We start from the raw sequence: 16,258 nt of genomic DNA on the forward strand, positions 1-16,258 counted from the left end.
GCGAATGTCGGACTGGTGCTGAACACTGCCCGGCGCACCTCCCGGAACGCGGCAGCTTCGGTAAAACACGCCTGATCTGTATGGATTTTCCCGGATCGCCCATTGCGCGGGGGGGGCAGCCCCCCCTAGATTAGCGCTATCAGGGAGTTAGCATGTCCGATCCGATCCTGCCCATTCCGCCCCAAAAGCGCGGATTTTTCGCAAGCCTCAGGGCCAGTTTCCTCACCGGCCTTGTCGTCGTCTTGCCGGTCGGGCTGACGCTCTACCTCGTCTGGGCGGTGATTGGCTGGATCGACGGCTGGATTCTGCCGCTGATCCCGGCTTATTGGCAGCCCGATGCGGTGCTTTTGCGCTATCTCGGGCCAGAATATGAATTCCCGGTGCGCGGCGTGGGCGTGCTCGTTTTCCTGATCTTCACCATTCTGGTCGGCTGGATCGCCAAGGGGCTGATCGGGCGTTCGATCATCCGCAAGGCCGAGACCATGGTCGACCGGATGCCGGTGGTCCGGTCGGTTTACGGCGCGATCAAACAGGTGGCCGAAACCTTCTTCAACAAGAAGGAAACCAGTTTCGACAAGGCCTGTCTGGTCGAGTTTCCCCGCCCCGGCTCCTGGGCGCTTGGTTTCATCTCGACGCGCCCGAAAGGCGAGATCGCGGAACGCCTCGGGACGCTGGGCGGCGAGATGTCGGCGGTGTTTGTCGGGCTGACGCCCTTCACCAGCGGCATGCTCATCTTTGTGCCGACGCGGGAACTGGTGATCCTTGATGAGACCGGCGTGGATGATGCAGCCAAGCTGATCGTCTCGGGCGGGCTGGTCTATCCGACCCCGAAAGAGCTGGTCTGATCACGGCAAAGCATCCTCAGCCGAACAGGGCGGCCAGATCCACGGAAGATTCGCGTCCGATTTTATCCGAACAATTGTTCAAAAACTCCTCGCCCGAGGTGCGGCCTGCTTCGAACAACCGTTGAATCAGCGCGCCGGAGGGCTGCAGTTTTGAACTGGCCGAAAGGTCGTTCATCAGCCGATCGTCAAGAACCATATGGAGGCGCAGATCCTTCATCTGGCCTGGCAGGACTCGGCCCTCGGCAATCAGCCGTCTGACAAAGGCAATCGAGCGCAACTCTGACAGAAGCGTCGCGTTGAAGCTAATCTCATTGATCCGGTTCTGGATCTCGAGCGGCGTCTCGGGCAGAGACTCGCGCCGCAGCGGGTTGACATGCACGATCAGAATATCGTCTGGCAGCGCCCGGTCATAAAGCGGCCAGAGCGAGGGATTGCCGGCGAAACCGCCATCCCAATAGGCCTCGCCACCGATCTCGACCGCCTGGAAGACCGAGGGCAGACAGGCCGAGGCCATCAGCGCCTCGGGCGTGATCTCATCGCCCCGGAAGATGCGGGCCTTGCCGGTGCGGACATTAGTGGCGCCAATGAAAAGCGCGGGGCCGGCAGCGGTGCAGACATGGCTGAAATCGAGGTCACGGATGACCGGCTCCAACGGATTGCGCCAGGCTGAACCCCAAGAATAGGGGCTGTAGATCTGCGCCGCCATACCCTGCGGGCTGACGGGCATCAGCGCCTCGGTCACATCCTGCACCATGCGCATCATTGGCAGGAAAGGCTGAAACCAGGGCAGCAAAACACGAAAGTCACCGATATCCGCGATATCGTCCCAGAGCCGGCGCAGCCGCTTGCGCGCGGCCTCGCGCCCGCCTGCAACCAGTCCGGCCTTCAGCGCCGCGCCATTCAGCGCCCCCGCAGAGGTGCCGCTGATCGCAGCGAACTCCAGGTCCGTCTCCTCGAGAAGCCGGTCAAGAACGCCCCAGGTATAGGCGCCATGCGCGCCTCCCCCCTGCAATGCAAGGCTGATGGCCGTCATAGATCCTCCTCTTTCAGCTGCCCTGACATCCCGCCGCCGCGTCAGCGCCGTTTCTTGTAGAGGAAACGGTCCGGATCCTGTACAGGATCCGGGGCGCGCCCCGCATGGTGCTGTCGTAACGCCCTAAAGCGCGGTCCAGCCTCCATCGACCGAGATCGTCGTCCCGGTCACCTGGGACGCATAATCCGAACACAGCCAGACCACGGTGCCGCCGATCTGTTCCGTGGTCACGAACTGGCGCGAGGGCTGGCGTTCCAGCATCACCTCACGGATCACGGTGTCGCGATCCATATCATGAACTTTCATCTGGTCGGGGATCTGCGCCTCGATCAGCGGCGTCAGGACATAGCCCGGGCAGACCGCGTTACAGGTGATTCCCTGCCCCGCGGTCTCCAGCCCGACGGTCTTTGTCATGCCCACCACCCCATGTTTCGCGGTGACATAGGCCGATTTGAACGGGCTTGCCGTCAGCCCATGCGCCGAAGCGATATTGACCACCCTGCCCCAGCCCTTTGCCCTCATCCCCGGCAGCGCCACCGCCGTTGTGTGGAAGGCCGAGTTCATATTGATCGCGATGATCCGGTCCCAGGTCTCGACCGGAAACTCATCGATCGGGGCCACATGCTGGATGCCCGCATTGTTGACAAGGATATCGCAGCCGCCTGCCTGTTCCACCAGCGCCCGCGCCTGCGCGCCCGAGGAAAGATCGGCCTGGATATAGCGCGCCTTCACCCCGAATCTTTCGGTGAAACTCTTCGCGAGATCGTGATCTTCCGCGCGATCGGTGAAGCTGTTGAGGATAATTTCGGCTCCCGCCTTCGCAAGTTCCTCAGCGATTCCGAGACCGATTCCCGAATTCGAACCGGTGATCACCGCGCGTTTTTCCCTCAGATCCATGACCCGATACTCCATGCTGCACCTGCAAGGAACTCTAGCGTCTGAACCCGGGAATTCCAGCAAGGATTGGTAAATCTATGGTGTTCTCAGGCTGCCCGCTCTTGCATCACATATGGCCTTTGGGCCAAAAAAAACGCCGGCGCTAGGCCGGCGTTAAGTCGTTGAGGCAGGTTTCATACAGGCAAGAAACCTATCGAGCAGTGAGTCTTATATAGTCCTCTCTGCGCCGATGGCCAAGCTAAAAGTTTGAAAACCCTGGCCCCTCGGCTTAGGGTCGCGCCAATACACCATGACGGCCCAGGGATTGTTTCCACTATGTCGACCGAATCTCCCCTGCGACCGATGCGCGGCAGCCCGGCTCTTATGGGGGCTCTTGCCGGCCTGCTTATGGCGGCTTTGATGCCGCACCCTGCAGTTGCAGAACCAAAGCATGGCATAGCTATGTACGGAGAGCCCGCACTCCCCCCTGATTTTGTGTCGCTGCCCCAGGTCAACGCCGATGCGCCCAAGGGGGGAGCGATCACCATTGCGCTTCCCGGCACCTTTGACAGCCTTAATCCTTTCATCACCTCGGGCCAGCCGGTTGTCAGCGTCTCTCCCCTGGTGACCGAGACGCTGCTGGGGCGGAATTACGACGAACCCTTCTCGCTTTACGGGCTGCTGGCCGAATCGGTTGAGACAGATTCGGCACGGACATACGCAGAATTTACCCTTCGTGAGGCGGCCCGATTCTCTGACGGCTCGCCGGTGACCCCCGAGGATGTGCTCTGGTCTTTCGAGACGCTCGGGACCGAAGGCGCGCCGCGCTATCACACTGCCTGGAAAAAGATCGCCAGGGCCGAACAGACCGGCCCGCGCAAGGTGCGGTTCACCTTCACCACCGAAGACCGTGAATTGCCGCTGATCCTCGGCCTGCGCCCGATCCTGAAAAAGGCGAGCTGGGACGGGCGCGATTTCACCGCGACCAGCTTTGATCCTCCGCTCGGCTCCGGCCCCTATCTTGTCGAAAAAGTCGAACGCGGCACCAGTGTCATCTATCGCCGCAATCCCGACTGGTGGGGCAAGGATCTGCCCTTCAACCGGGGCCAGTGGAACTTTGACGAGATCCGGTATGAGTATTTTGCCAATCCTCAGGCGATTTTCGAGGCGTTCAAATCCGGCTTCATCACCAGTTTCCGCGAGACCAACCCCTCGAAATGGGCGACCGCCTATGACTTCCCGGCGCGGCTTGCGGGCGATGTGGTGAAATCGGAAATCCCGCATCACCGGCCCTCGGGGATCGAAGGATTCGTGTTCAATACCCGCAACCCGCTGTTCCAGGACTGGCGGGTGCGCGAGGCGCTGATCCAGGCCTTCCATTTCGAATTCGTCAATCAGGTGATCAATGGCGGCGTGCAGCCCCGGATCGAAAGCTATTTCTCGAACTCGCCGCTTGGCATGATCCCCGGCACCCCGGCCGAAGGGCTTGAGCGCGCGCTGCTGGAGCCCTTTGCCGAGAGCCTCACGCCCGGGACGCTGGAAGGCTACCAGCTGCCCTTTGCCAGTGATGAGCGCGATTACCGCCGCAAGCTCAGGGGCTCGGCGCGGCTTATGGAAGAGGCCGGCTGGCTGGTCGATGACCGGGGCGTGTTGCGCGATGCCGATGGCACCCCGTTCCGCTTTGAGATCCTTCTGAGCGTCGGCCAGGACGAGCTGATCGCAGTGGCCTCGATCTGGGTCGAGGCGCTGAAACAGCTGGGCGTCGAGGCGCGGGTCTCGATCATCGACGCCGCGCAGATGCGCGAACGCACCAAGGATTACAATTTCGAGGTCACCCATTACATTCGCTCGCTCTCGCTTTCGCCGGGGAATGAGCTGGTGCTCTATTGGGGTTCGGGCGGCGTCACGACCCCGGGCAGCGGCAACTGGATGGGGATGAACTCGCCCGCCGCCGACGCGATGATCGCGGCCCTGTTGCGCGCCGACAATCCGGAGGACTTTCAGGCCGCCGTCCGGGCGCTGGACCGAATCATGACGGCCGGGCGCTATGTCATGCCGATCTGGTATTCCGACCGCGCCCGCATCGCGCATCGCAAAGAGCTGCACTATCCGGCAAAAATCCCACTCTATGGCGACTGGAACGGGTTCCAGCCGGATACATGGTGGTATCAGGCCGATTGAGTGGCTATATTCTCGTGCAGAAAATCGGGTTCGGGGCCGCGCAGATGGTCCGGCCTTTGGGCAGAAAGGCAGTAAGATCATGAAAAAACTTCTTCTTCTTGGTGCGCTTGTCGCAGGGCTTGCAGGCTGCAACACGGTTGCGGGCGTGGGCGACGATGTCTCGGGCGGCGCGCGCACCGTGCAGGGCTGGTTCTGAGGCGCTTTCGGTCAAGGGCTTCCGGCTCTGACCTGAACGCATCTGCGACGACCGCGCCCTTTGGGAGAGCGGTTTCCTGACTTTCCCGACACCACGGGGACCATCCCCTTTCATGCGCCGTCCGACTGCGTGTCGGCCACAGGGCTGTGGCACGACTTCGGGGCTGATTTTCTTCCGGTTACACTAAGCCCTCCATGCCTGTGACAGCCCGCGCCCTGGCTTGTACCGGGTCGGGCTGCGGACTATGCCGGACGCAGCCGCTTTGCCCCCGCATCCTGCACCGGAGGCCGTCTCGATGATGGACTATACCGACCCCAGCCGTTTCAACCTCGCAGAACATGTGCTGCGCGCCGGGGCGACGACGCCCGACAAGGTCGCGCTGGCGGTTCTGAGCCTGACGGGTGCGACACGCTGGAGCTATGCGCAGCTGATCGCCTCGGTCCGGGGGCTTGCGGGCTGGCTGCTGGATGAAGGGCTGCAGCCCGGTGACCGGCTGCTCCTGCGGCTGGGGAATACACCGGATTATCCGCTTTGTTATCTTGGCGCGATGGCGGCTGGGCTCGTGCCCGTCGCGACCTCGCCCCTTCTGACCGGGCCTGAAATCACCCGTATGGCCGCGCAGGTCAGCCCTCAGGCGGTGATCGCCGGCGAAGGCATCGCCTGCCCCGACGGGCCGCGCCGCCTGACCCCGCCACCCACGCCCGAGACCCTGCCCCCCGCCGACTGGCATTACGGCCCGGCGGAGCGCGAGGCTTACATCGTTTTCACCTCAGGCACTTCCGGCACGCCGCTGGCGGTACGCCACGCCCATCGCGCCATTCTCGGCCGCCAGCCGATGCATGACGGCTGGGAGGGGCTGCGGCAAGAGGACCGGCTTTTGCATTCGGGCGCCTTCAACTGGACCTATACGATGGGAACCGGTCTGATGGACCCCTGGACGGTCGGGGCGACCGCGCTGATTGCTGCGCCGGATATCGCACCGGAACAGCTCGCTCTGGTGCTCAGACGCCATGATGCGACGATCTTCGCCTCGGTCCCCGCGATCTTCCGCCGCCTGCTGCGGGGGCCGCTGCCCGCGCTCCCGCGCCTGCGACACGCGCTTTGCGCCGGTGAAGCACTGCCCCCCGCCCTGCGCAGCGACTGGCAGGCGAAGACCGGAACCGACATCCATGAAGCCCTCGGGATGAGCGAGGTTTCGACCTTTCTCTCCGGCAGTCCCGCCCGCCCCGCCCCCACGGGAAGCTGCGGCTTTCCCCAGCCCGGCCGCCGCATCGCAGTGCTGGATGATGCGGGCCAGCCGGTCGCCCCGGGCGAGACCGGCCATCTCGCCATCGCAACCGATGATCCGGGGCTCATGCTGTCATATGAGGGCTGCGCTGCCCCCTCAGGGGCCTGGTTCACCACCGGAGATCTTGTCGCAACCGATGCGGCCGGCGCCTTCCATTATCAGGGCCGCGCCGATGAGATGATGAATGCGGGCGGCATCCGCGTCAGCCCGCGCGAAGTCGAGATCGCCTTGGCCGGCCTCCCCGGGATCACCGAACTGGCCGTGGCCGAAATCGAGCCTCCAGGCGCCACCCCGGGCAGCGGCACCCGCATCATTGCGTGTTTTTACGCAGGCGAGGCTGTGTCTGATCGCACCGCAAATGACTTTGCAGCCGCGCGCCTCGCGCGCTATAAGTGCCCGCGCGCATGGATACCGCTCTCATCCCTCGGGCTGACGGAATTGCCGCGTGGTCCGACCGGCAAAGTGCTCCGCCGCCGTCTCGTGGCCTTGTGTATGGAGACGGGTTTTCATTCCCCCCCGAGCCGGAAAGCCTCAACATGACCATCGACGTAACCCGGCCTGACGTCAGGCTGGACATCTTCATCGACCCCGTCTGCCCCTGGTGCCATATCGGGATGCAGAACCTCGAACGTGCGCTTGCCGCCGCACCCGGGCATCCGTTCCGCCTGCAATGGCACCCGTTCCGGCTGAACCCCGATATCCCCGCCGAAGGCGTCGACAAGCGCAGCTATCTCGCTGCCCGTTTCGGGGGCGAGGAAAAGGTCAACGAGGTCAATGAACGTCTGCGCCAGGTGGCCCGTGACGCCGGGGGAGAGATCGACCCCGACCGCCCGTCACGCATTCCCAATACGCTTGACGCGCATCGGCTGATCGACTGGGCCGGGATCGAAGGCGTGCAGCATGAGGTTGTCACCCTCATCCTCCAGGCCTATTGGGACGAAGGCCGTGACATCGGTGATGCCGAAGTGCTGGCTGATATCGCCGCCAGCGCCGGCATGAACCGGGCGGCGACGCTCCGGCTTTTGCAGTCGGATGCCGATAAATCAGAGCTGATCGCCCGCGAAGGCGAGGCGCGCCGCAAAGGTGTGAACGCGGTGCCCACCTTCCTCGTCGCACAGCAATATGTCGTAAACGGAGCTCAACCCCCTGAATTCTGGGGGAATGTGATCCAGGAAATAACAAAGACCGAAATATGAAAACTCCGAACAGCCCGCGCGCTACGGGCCCCAATCACGCGAAACCGGCGCTGAGCCAGCCCGAATTCATCGCGCTGATTGCCATGCTTTTCGCGACCATCGCGCTGTCCATCGACGCGATGCTGCCCGCGATCACCGATATCGGCAAGCTCCTCTCTCCCGAGGCGCCCAATCGCGCCATGCTGATCATCGGCGCCTTCTTCCTCGGGATGGGGCTGGGCACCTTTGTCTCGGGCCCGCTCTCTGATGCCTGGGGCCGCAAACCGGTGATGATGATCGGCGGCGCGGTCTATTGCGCGGCCTCGCTGGTCTGCTACTTCGCCGGCTCGCTCGAAATGCTGATCGTGGCCCGTGTGGTTCAGGGCATCGGCGCTGCCGGCCCGCGCACGGTCTCGCTTGCTATGGTGCGCGACATGTATAGCGGCCGCGAAATGGCCCGGATCATGTCCTTTGCGATGATGATCTTCATGGTCGCCCCGGCCATTGCCCCCCTGATGGGTCAGGCCGTGATCCATCTTGCCGACTGGCACGCGATCTTCCTTGTCTTCGTGCTATTCTCGCTGGTCAGCCTTGTCTGGCTTGGCCTGCGTCAGCCCGAAACCCTGCCGGTGAGCGACCGCATCCCGCTGAATATGCCCCGTCTGATCGCTTCGGCAAAGGACATGTTCTCGCATCGCGTCGTGGTGGTGACGATCCTGATCCAGGCGCTGGTGATGGCGGTGCTGGTCTCGCTGCTTTCCTCGATCTCGCCGGTCTTCGAACAGCATTTCGAGCGCGGCGCGGAATTCCCGCTCTGGTTCGCGCTGGCGGCCGGTTTCTCGGCGATGGGCTCACTTGCGAATGCGCGTCTCGTGATGACCGTGGGCATGCGCCGCGTGATCACGCTGACCTTTTCGGGGGTTCTGCTGGTCTCGGTCCTCGTGCTGGCCTCGCTGCTCTGGATCGCCCTGCCACAGGAGCTGGAATTCACCCTGTTCATGGTCTGGATCATCAGCCTCTTTTGCATGATGAGCCTGACGATGGGCAATCTCAACGCCCTCGCGATGGAGCCGGTGGGCCATATCGCAGGCTTTGCCGCCTCGATCATGGCGGGGGTCTCGACCGTATTGTCGGTGATCATCTCGTTGCCGGTCACGCAGAGCTTTTCCGGCAGCCATCTGCCGCTGGTGGCAGGTTCGGTGGTCTTCCTCGGCCTCGCCCTCGCCCTGATGCGGCTGGCGAAACGCTGATCCTGTGCAGGGGTCAGCCATTTCCACCCGGTCAAATGCTTCCGCCGGAAATACGTAAATCAAAAGGCGCGCGGTTACTTACCGCGCGCCTTTTCCGCAAGATCCCGGGCAATCGCGAAAGCCCCCCGGATCCGCTCGGCTTCGGTCTTCATCTCGCCCAGCAGCACGATCTTATTGCCCTGCACCTTCGCGGCCGGTCCCTGGGCTTTCAGGAACTCCACCAGCCCCGCCGGATTGGCAAATCGGTCATTCTGGAAGGTCAGCGTGGCACCTTTCGGCCCGGCATCCAGCCGGTTGATCCCCGCCTTTTTCGCCATCGCCTTGATGCGCACGATCAGCATGAGCGTGTTCACCTCTTTCGGGATCGCGCCGAACCGGTCGATCAGCTCGGCGGCAAAGCCCTCCAGCTCGACTTTTGAGCTCAGCCCCGACAGACGGCGATAAAGCCCCAGCCGGATATCCAGATCGGGAATATAAGTTTCCGGAATCATGACCGGCACATTGAGGTTCAGCTGCGGTGACCAGTCGTCCGAAACATCCGCCAACCCGTCAATCTCGCCCGATTTCAGCTTTGCAATCGTCTCTTCCAGCATGTGCTGATAGAGTTCATAGCCGACCTCACGGATATGGCCCGACTGTTCCTCACCCAGCAGATTGCCGGCCCCGCGCAGGTCGAGGTCGTGGCTGGCCAGGTTGAACCCGGCGCCGAGACTGTCGAAACTCGCGAGCAATTTCAGCCGTTTCGAGGCCTGCGGTGTCAGGATCATCCGGGGCCGCGTCGTGAGGTAACAATAGGCGCGGGTCTTGGAGCGGCCCACCCGCCCCCGGATCTGATAAAGCTGGCTCAGCCCGAACATATCGGCGCGATGCACGATCATCGTATTTGCGGTCGGGATATCCAGACCGGATTCAACGATGGTCGTCGCCACCAGCACATCGAACCGCCCGTCATAGAACTGGTTCATCCGCTCATCGAGATCGCCCGCCGCCAGCTGGCCATGCGCGATGACGTAAGACACTTCCGGCACATGCGCCTTGAGGAATTCCTCGATCTCAGGGATGTCGGAAACACGCGGCACCACGAAGAAGGATTGCCCGCCGCGATAGCGTTCGCGCAGCAGCGCCTCGCGCAGCGTCACCGCGTCGAATTCAGAGACATAGGTGCGGATCGCCAGGCGGTCCACCGGCGGTGTTGCGATGATGGAAAGATCGCGCACCCCGGTCAACGACAGTTGCAGCGTGCGCGGAATCGGCGTCGCCGTCAGCGTCAGAACATGCACCTCGGAGCGCATCTCTTTCAGGCGTTCCTTATGCGACACGCCGAAATGCTGTTCCTCGTCGATGATCAGCAGGCCGAGGTTTTTCAGCGAGACCCCTTTCGCCAGCAGCGCATGGGTGCCGACGACGATATCGACGCCGCCCTCTGCGAGACCCTTGCGGGTCTCTGCGGCCTCTTTCGCGCTGACAAAGCGCGACAGCGGCCGCACATTCAGCGGAAAGCCCCGGAACCGTTCGGCGAAACTGCGGTAATGCTGGCGCGCGAGCAGCGTGGTCGGGCAGATCACGGCGACCTGCATCCCCGCCATCGCCGCCACAAAGGCCGCGCGCATCGCAACCTCGGTCTTGCCAAAGCCCACATCGCCGACAATCAGCCGGTCCATGGGCGAGCCCTTTTCCAGATCCCCCACCACATCGGCAATCGCCGAAAGCTGGTCATCGGTCTCGGGCCAGGGGAAGCGGGCGGCAAAGGCCTCCCATGCCGAATGTGGCGCCTCAAGGATCGGGGCCGAACGCAGCATCCGCTCTGCCGCGACCCGCATCAGCTTGTCGGCGATCTCACGGATACGTTCCTTGAGCTTTGCCTTCTTCGCCTGCCAGGCACCACCGCCAAGCCGGTCCAGCAGCCCCTCTTCATGGCCGTAGCGCGACAGCAGTTCGATATTCTCTACGGGGAGGTAAAGCTTTGCCTCTTCGGCATATTCGATCATCACCATCGCATGGGGCGCGCCAAGCGCGGTGATGGTCTCGATCCCCAGATAGCGCCCGACGCCATGTTCGACATGGACGACCAGATCGCCCACGGAAAGGCTGTCGACCTCGCGCAGGAAATTCTCGGCCTTGCGCTTGCGGGCCGGTTTCCCGACCAGCCGGTCGCCCAGCACATCCTGTTCCGAGATGACGGCAAGGCCCCTGGCGGTGAAGCCCGCCTCCAGCGCCCATATGATCTGATGCACATGGCCCGCGCCTTTTGCGGGCGGCTTTTCGATGGCGCGCAGATCCCGGATCGTTTCGGTCGCGATCTTCTGATCCGACAAAAGCCCGCGCAGACGTTCCAGCGCGCCTTCCGACCAGGAGGCCAGCACGACATGGCGATCACCGCGAAGCGCGCGAATGTGATCGGCCAGTGCCTCGAACAGATTGATGCTTTCCTGCTGGCGTTCGGGGGCGAAGCTTCGCCCTGCCCGCCCACCCGCATCCAGCACCGACGGCCCCGGGCTTTGTGCCAGCGGCGACAGCCGGATCTCGCGCCGGTTGATCAATGTGGCCTTCCAGGCGTCCTCATCCAGATAGAGGCCCTGCGGCTGCACCGGCTTATAGGGGCTGTCCATCTTTGCCCGGGCCGCCATCGCGTCAGTGCGGGCGTCATAGGCATCCTCGACCGCCTCCCAGCGGGCGAGCTGCATCGGGACAACCTGGTCATCCAGCATCACGGTGGCGTCGGGCAGGTAGTCGAACACCGTCTCCAGCCGCTCATGGAAGAAGGGCAGCCAATGCTCCATCCCCTGATGTTTGCGCCCGGCGCTGACCGCCTCGTAAAGCGGATCATCCGAGCCACCGGCGCCGAATTCCACCCGGTAATTCTGCCGGAACCGGCTGATCGCAGCCTCGTCAAGGATCACCTCGGACATCGGCGCGAATTCGACCGATTTCAGCTTTTCCGTGGTGCGCTGGCTGGTCGCGTCAAAGCGGCGGATGCCATCAAGCTGATCGCCGAAGAAATCCAGCCGCACCGGTCCGCCAACCCCGGGCGGCCAGATATCGACGATACCGCCCCTGAGCGCGTAATCCCCGGTTTCGGCCACGGTCGAGACCGGCGTGAACCCCATCCGGGCCAGAAAATCCCTGAGCCGCTTTTCATCGACCCGGTCGCCAAGCTTCGCCTGGAACGAAGATGCCCGCACCACTTCGCGTGCCGGAATCCGCTGCGTGGCGGCGTTCAGCGTGGTGATCAGGACAAAGGCGCCCGCCATGCCATCGGCCAGCGCCGCCAGCACCGACATGCGGCGCGCGGATGTCTCGGGATTGGGCGAGACCCGGTCATAGGGCAGACAATCCCAGGCCGGGAAGTTCAGGACCGGCACGCCCGGCGCGAAAGCCGCGAGCGCGACCCGCATCGCTTCGGCCCGCTTGTCATCGCGCGCAACAAAAATTACCGGCGCCCCGCGCTCAAGCTCACGCGCAAGCAGGTGCCCGTCATAGCCCTCGGGGGCGCCTCCGAGAATGATCGGCAGACGTGTGGTCATGGCAGGTCAGGTAAACTCATCAGAAGTCAGTGGAAAACGGTATAGGACAGGTTGCGCCACATGCCGAACAGCGAGGTGATGAAGATTGCGAACATCCCCAGAACCTGCACCAGGCGGCGCAGGATCATCAGGCGACGGTTGAGCGCCTCGCCGATATTCTCGCCCGCCTCGATCCTGAGCGCGGTCCAGAGCGACATCCACCCCACCGGCACCAGCCAGACCGTCAGCAAGAACAGCGCCTGGGCGAATTCAAGCCAGTACCAGAAGGCCAGCATCGCGAGCGTGGTGAAAAAGAAAGCCACGCCGAAGAACAATGGAACGGCAGCGGTACGGGTGACATTCAGCATCCGGCGGCTGTTGATCGCGACCATGGCCTCGACATCCAGCTGCGCCTGACCGCCGATACGGCGCCCGCGCGTGATCAGGTCATAGGGCACGCCCAGTACCCAGTGACTGGCCGAAGACCACAGCACCGCCAGGACAATCCAGTACCACAGGTTAGAGAAGGATCGCAGATCGATCACTTCAGAGAGAATGCCGTAAAGCTCCAAGCGCGAAGAATCCTTCGTCTGTCCGATGCCGATCCCGACGGGTCTCGCTTGAAGACCCGCCCCATTCCATGGCAGGCAAGGGCACGGGCCGCAAGCCCCAAGGACGAGAGACACAAAGCAAGGCAGCCTGTCCGGCGCGATCTGTGACCGTGCCGCCATCCTGCAGGATCCGATATGCACCCGATTCAGGCCGATTTCCCCGCCACCCGCCACCGCCGCATCCGCCGGACGCCAGCGCTTCGTGCGCTGACGCGCGAGAATGAGCTTTCTGTGAATGACCTGATCTGGCCGGTCTTCATCCGCGAGGGCACCGGTGTCGAAGAGCCGATCCATTCGCTGCCCGGGGTGAACCGGCTGTCGCTCGACAGGCTGCTTGTGCACGCAGAAGAGGCCGCAAAGCTCGGGATCCCCGCGATCTGTCTCTTTCCCTATACCGACGCGGCCCTGCGCACCGAGACCTGCGAAGAAGCGTGGAACCCCGAAAACCTGACCAATCGCGCGATCCGGGCCCTGAAACGCGAGATCCCGGATCTGGCGGTGATGACCGATATCGCGCTCGACCCCTATAATGCCAACGGGCATGACGGGTTCGTCGTGGATGGCGAGATCATCAATGACGAGACGGTCGCGGCGCTGGTGAAAATGGCGCTGGCCCAGGCCGAGGCGGGCGCGGATATCCTTGGGCCATCCGACATGATGGATGGCCGGATCGGCGCGATCCGCACCGGTCTCGAGGCCGCAGGCCACCGGAATGTCTCGATCATGTCCTATGCCGCGAAATACGCGAGCGGCTTTTACGGCCCGTTCCGCGATGCGGTGGGCGCATCGGGGCGGCTGGTCGGTGACAAGAAGACCTATCAGATGGATCCGGCCAATGGCGATGAGGCGATCCGTCTGGTGGCCCGCGACCTGGCCGAGGGCGCCGATATGGTGATGGTAAAGCCCGGAATGCCCTATCTCGACATCTGCCACCGGGTGAAACAGGCATTTGGAGCGCCGACCTTCGCCTATCAGGTCTCGGGCGAATATGCGATGATCCGGGCGGCGGCGCTGAATGGCTGGATCGATGGCGAAAAAGTGATGCTGGAAAGCCTTATGGCGTTCCGCCGTGCCGGATGTGACGGCGTATTGACCTATTTCGCGCCGGAAGCCGCCCGGCTTTTGCGCGGCTGACCGCCGGAGCCTGCAGGATCGGCGGGAAATGCCGCCGATACCGGGGATAATTGCGCATAACCGATGACAAGTCACAGATCCGCCGTTAGATTCAGCGGGAATGGGGCCGCAGAGCCTCGGCCGGATATGCCGGCAAAAATCATTGAAGGCAGAGCCATGGAAAAGATCACAAGACGCGCAATGCTGGCCGGGGCCGGCTCGGCCACGCTACTGACCGCCGCCTGCGGCAATGGTGTCGGCTCGAATGGTGCGGCGCAGATCGACGCGCGGGTGGATGCGACGCAGAACTATCTCTTCGGCCGTTACCCCGGCACGCGTGAGCTGGCGTCGCGCGCCAATGGCGTGCTTTACATGCCGCTGATGACCGAGGCCGGTCTGGTCTGGGGCGGCGCTTTCGGGCGCGGCGCGCTCAGGATCCAGGGCGCGACGGTGGATTACTATTCCGCGACCAAGGCCAGTGTCGGCCTGCAGATCGGCGCGCAGCAATATGCCCATGCGCTGTTCTACATGACGCCGAACGCGCTGGAGGATTTCCGCCGCTCAACCGGCTGGGCCGCCTCGGCGGATCTGCGCTATGCCACGCCCGAGGAAGGCGCCTCGATCGGCAAGGCCACCACCGAAAGCGACCCGGTGATCGCGCTGATCTTCGGCCAGCAGGGGCTGATTGCGGGCGCAACGCTTGCGGGCGTCAAATATACCCGCATCATTCCCTGATCTGCGATGACCCTTGAGGGCCTCCTGTCCCGCTGGGGTCTCGTCGCGGTCTTCTGGGGCTGCTTTTTCGAAGGCGAAACCGCCGCCATTCTTGGCGGCGTCATCACCCATCACGGGCTGAGCCACTGGGCGCTGACCGCATTGGCCGCTTTCGCCGGCGCCTTCCTTGCCGATCAGATCTGGTTCCTGCTGTCCCGGCATATGCCGCGCGAGGGGCGCATCGGCAGCTGGCTGAGCCGGATGGCTGACAGGGCAAAGGCGAACTGGCTGCATCAATGGCTCTCGCGCCATCCGGACGGGCTGACGCTTGCCTTCCGCTTTGTGCCGGGGACGCGGATCGTCGGGCCGGTCCTGCTGGCGCAGACCGCGATGGGATGGCGGCGCTTTACCGCATTGAATGCGCTGTCCTGCGCGATCTGGGCGATGCTGTTCACCGCACTTGGCTATCATTTCGGGCGCGCGGTTTATCTTATGCTGGGGCGCCTCCACGGGATGCATCTGGGGATGATGCTGATAATGATCGCCGGGGTCGGCCTTGCGCTGCATCTGATCCTGCGGCGCAAGGCACGACGCCGCTCAGCGCGGCAGGCGGCGGATCAGGCTTGACGTGTCATTCCTGCCGCCACCCATCAGCTGCACATCCTTGTAGAACTGATCGACCAGCGCGGTCACCGGCAGGCTTGCGCCGATCTCTTCGGCGGTTTCCAGGCAGATGTTCAGATCCTTGCGCATCCAGTCGACGGCAAAACCGAAATCGAACCGGTCCTCCAGCATGGTCTGATGCCGGTTCACCATCTGCCAGCTGCTCGCCGCGCCCTGCGAGATCACCTCGACCACGGCTTTGCCGTCAAGCCCGGCCTTCGATCCGAAGGCCAGCGCCTCGGAAAGCCCCTGCATCAGCCCTGCGATACAGATCTGGTTGACCATTTTCGCAAGCTGCCCTGCCCCCGCATCGCCGATCCTGCGGCAGATCCGGGAATAGGCGTCGATCACCGGCGCCGCGCGGTCGTAATCGGCCTGAGATCCACCGCACATGACCGAAAGCACACCATTTTCGGCCCCCGCCTGGCCCCCCGAGACCGGCGCATCAACATAACCAAAGCCGCGCGCCGCCGCGATCTCTGCCAGCTCGCGCGTCACTTTCGCCGAAACGGTGGTGTGATCGACAAAGATCGCGCCCTTCCCCATACCGGCGAAAGCGCCCTCTTCGCCCAGACAGACCTCGCGCAGATCCTCGTCATTGCCGACACAGGCCATGACGAATTCTGCACCCGACGCCGCCTCTTTCGCGGTAAGAGCCACATGGCCGCCGAACTTTGCCCCCCAGGATGCGGCTTTGGCCCCGGTGCGGTTCCACACCGTCACCTCATGACCCTGCGCTGCAAGATGCCCGGCCATCGGGTACCCCATCACCCCCAGCCCGAGAAATGCCACCTTTGCCATGATCCGCTC

At 63.3% G+C, this 16,258-nt stretch carries 14 protein-coding genes; 9 read left to right on the forward strand and 5 right to left on the reverse strand.

Going from position 1 to position 16,258, the window contains the following annotated elements; all coding sequences use genetic code 11:
* Positions 1-152: 152 nt before the first annotated feature.
* The gene (locus BLW25_RS07720; protein ID WP_092897882.1) at positions 153-845 is read left to right on the forward strand and encodes a DUF502 domain-containing protein; all 693 of its coding nucleotides are present in this window, start codon (positions 153-155) and stop codon (positions 843-845) included.
* Positions 846-861: 16 nt separating this feature from the next.
* Here BLW25_RS07720 and BLW25_RS07725 read toward each other — a convergent pair whose 3' ends face one another.
* Positions 862-1,878, reverse strand: coding sequence for a patatin-like phospholipase family protein (locus BLW25_RS07725; RefSeq protein ID WP_092897884.1), 1,017 nt, complete (start codon positions 1,876-1,878; stop codon positions 862-864).
* 123 nt (positions 1,879-2,001) lie between these two features.
* Positions 2,002-2,775 (reverse strand): 3-hydroxybutyrate dehydrogenase, encoded by a 774-nt coding sequence (locus tag BLW25_RS07730; protein WP_092897886.1) that lies wholly within the window; start codon positions 2,773-2,775, stop codon positions 2,002-2,004.
* Positions 2,776-3,117: 342 nt separating this feature from the next.
* Between BLW25_RS07730 and BLW25_RS07735 the strand changes: the two genes are divergently transcribed.
* The 5 genes from BLW25_RS07735 (at position 3,118) to BLW25_RS07755 (ending at position 8,844) form a co-directional block, all read left to right on the forward strand.
* Positions 3,118-4,935 carry an extracellular solute-binding protein gene (locus tag BLW25_RS07735; RefSeq protein ID WP_394328446.1) on the forward strand — a complete coding sequence of 606 codons (1,818 nt, stop codon included), beginning with the start codon at positions 3,118-3,120 and terminating at the stop codon, positions 4,933-4,935.
* Positions 4,936-5,014: 79 nt separating this feature from the next.
* Positions 5,015-5,131, forward strand: coding sequence for an entericidin EcnA/B family protein (locus tag BLW25_RS07740; RefSeq protein WP_092897888.1), 117 nt, complete (start codon positions 5,015-5,017; stop codon positions 5,129-5,131).
* Between the two features lie 244 nt (positions 5,132-5,375).
* A complete protein-coding gene (locus BLW25_RS07745) occupies positions 5,376-6,959 on the forward strand; it encodes a class I adenylate-forming enzyme family protein (RefSeq protein ID WP_253188291.1) in 1,584 nt (527 codons plus the stop codon).
* Positions 6,956-7,615 (forward strand): DsbA family oxidoreductase, encoded by a 660-nt coding sequence (locus BLW25_RS07750; RefSeq protein ID WP_092897892.1) that lies wholly within the window; start codon positions 6,956-6,958, stop codon positions 7,613-7,615. Before BLW25_RS07745 ends, BLW25_RS07750 begins: the two co-directional genes overlap by 4 nt.
* Positions 7,612-8,844, forward strand: a complete 1,233-nt coding sequence (locus BLW25_RS07755; RefSeq protein ID WP_092897894.1) for a multidrug effflux MFS transporter — start codon at positions 7,612-7,614, stop codon at positions 8,842-8,844. Before BLW25_RS07750 ends, BLW25_RS07755 begins: the two co-directional genes overlap by 4 nt.
* A gap of 74 nt (positions 8,845-8,918) precedes the next feature.
* Here BLW25_RS07755 and mfd read toward each other — a convergent pair whose 3' ends face one another.
* Complete coding sequence (mfd, locus tag BLW25_RS07760) at positions 8,919-12,368, reverse strand: transcription-repair coupling factor (protein WP_092897896.1); 3,450 nt, start codon at positions 12,366-12,368, stop codon at positions 8,919-8,921.
* A gap of 26 nt (positions 12,369-12,394) precedes the next feature.
* Positions 12,395-12,919, reverse strand: a complete 525-nt coding sequence (locus BLW25_RS07765; protein WP_092897898.1) for a component of SufBCD complex — start codon at positions 12,917-12,919, stop codon at positions 12,395-12,397.
* A 174-nt stretch (positions 12,920-13,093) separates the two neighbouring features.
* Between BLW25_RS07765 and hemB the strand changes: the two genes are divergently transcribed.
* The 3 genes from hemB to BLW25_RS07780 all read left to right on the forward strand — a co-directional run bounded on the left by hemB (position 13,094) and on the right by BLW25_RS07780 (position 15,412).
* Entirely contained in the window at positions 13,094-14,092 is a 999-nt protein-coding gene (hemB, locus tag BLW25_RS07770; RefSeq protein ID WP_092897900.1) for a porphobilinogen synthase, read from the forward strand.
* Between the two features lie 156 nt (positions 14,093-14,248).
* Complete coding sequence (locus tag BLW25_RS07775; RefSeq protein WP_092901718.1) at positions 14,249-14,806, forward strand: lipid-binding SYLF domain-containing protein; 558 nt, start codon at positions 14,249-14,251, stop codon at positions 14,804-14,806.
* 6 nt (positions 14,807-14,812) lie between these two features.
* Entirely contained in the window at positions 14,813-15,412 is a 600-nt protein-coding gene (locus BLW25_RS07780; protein WP_092897902.1) for a DedA family protein, read from the forward strand.
* On the opposite strand, the gene BLW25_RS07785 is transcribed toward BLW25_RS07780, so the two are convergent.
* Complete coding sequence (locus BLW25_RS07785; RefSeq protein ID WP_092897904.1) at positions 15,383-16,249, reverse strand: NAD(P)-dependent oxidoreductase; 867 nt, start codon at positions 16,247-16,249, stop codon at positions 15,383-15,385. The genes BLW25_RS07780 and BLW25_RS07785 overlap by 30 nt on opposite strands.
* Positions 16,250-16,258 lie beyond the last annotated feature (9 nt).

The organism is Rhodobacter sp. 24-YEA-8 (genome assembly GCF_900105075.1).
Classification (GTDB): Bacteria; Pseudomonadota; Alphaproteobacteria; order Rhodobacterales; family Rhodobacteraceae; genus Pseudogemmobacter.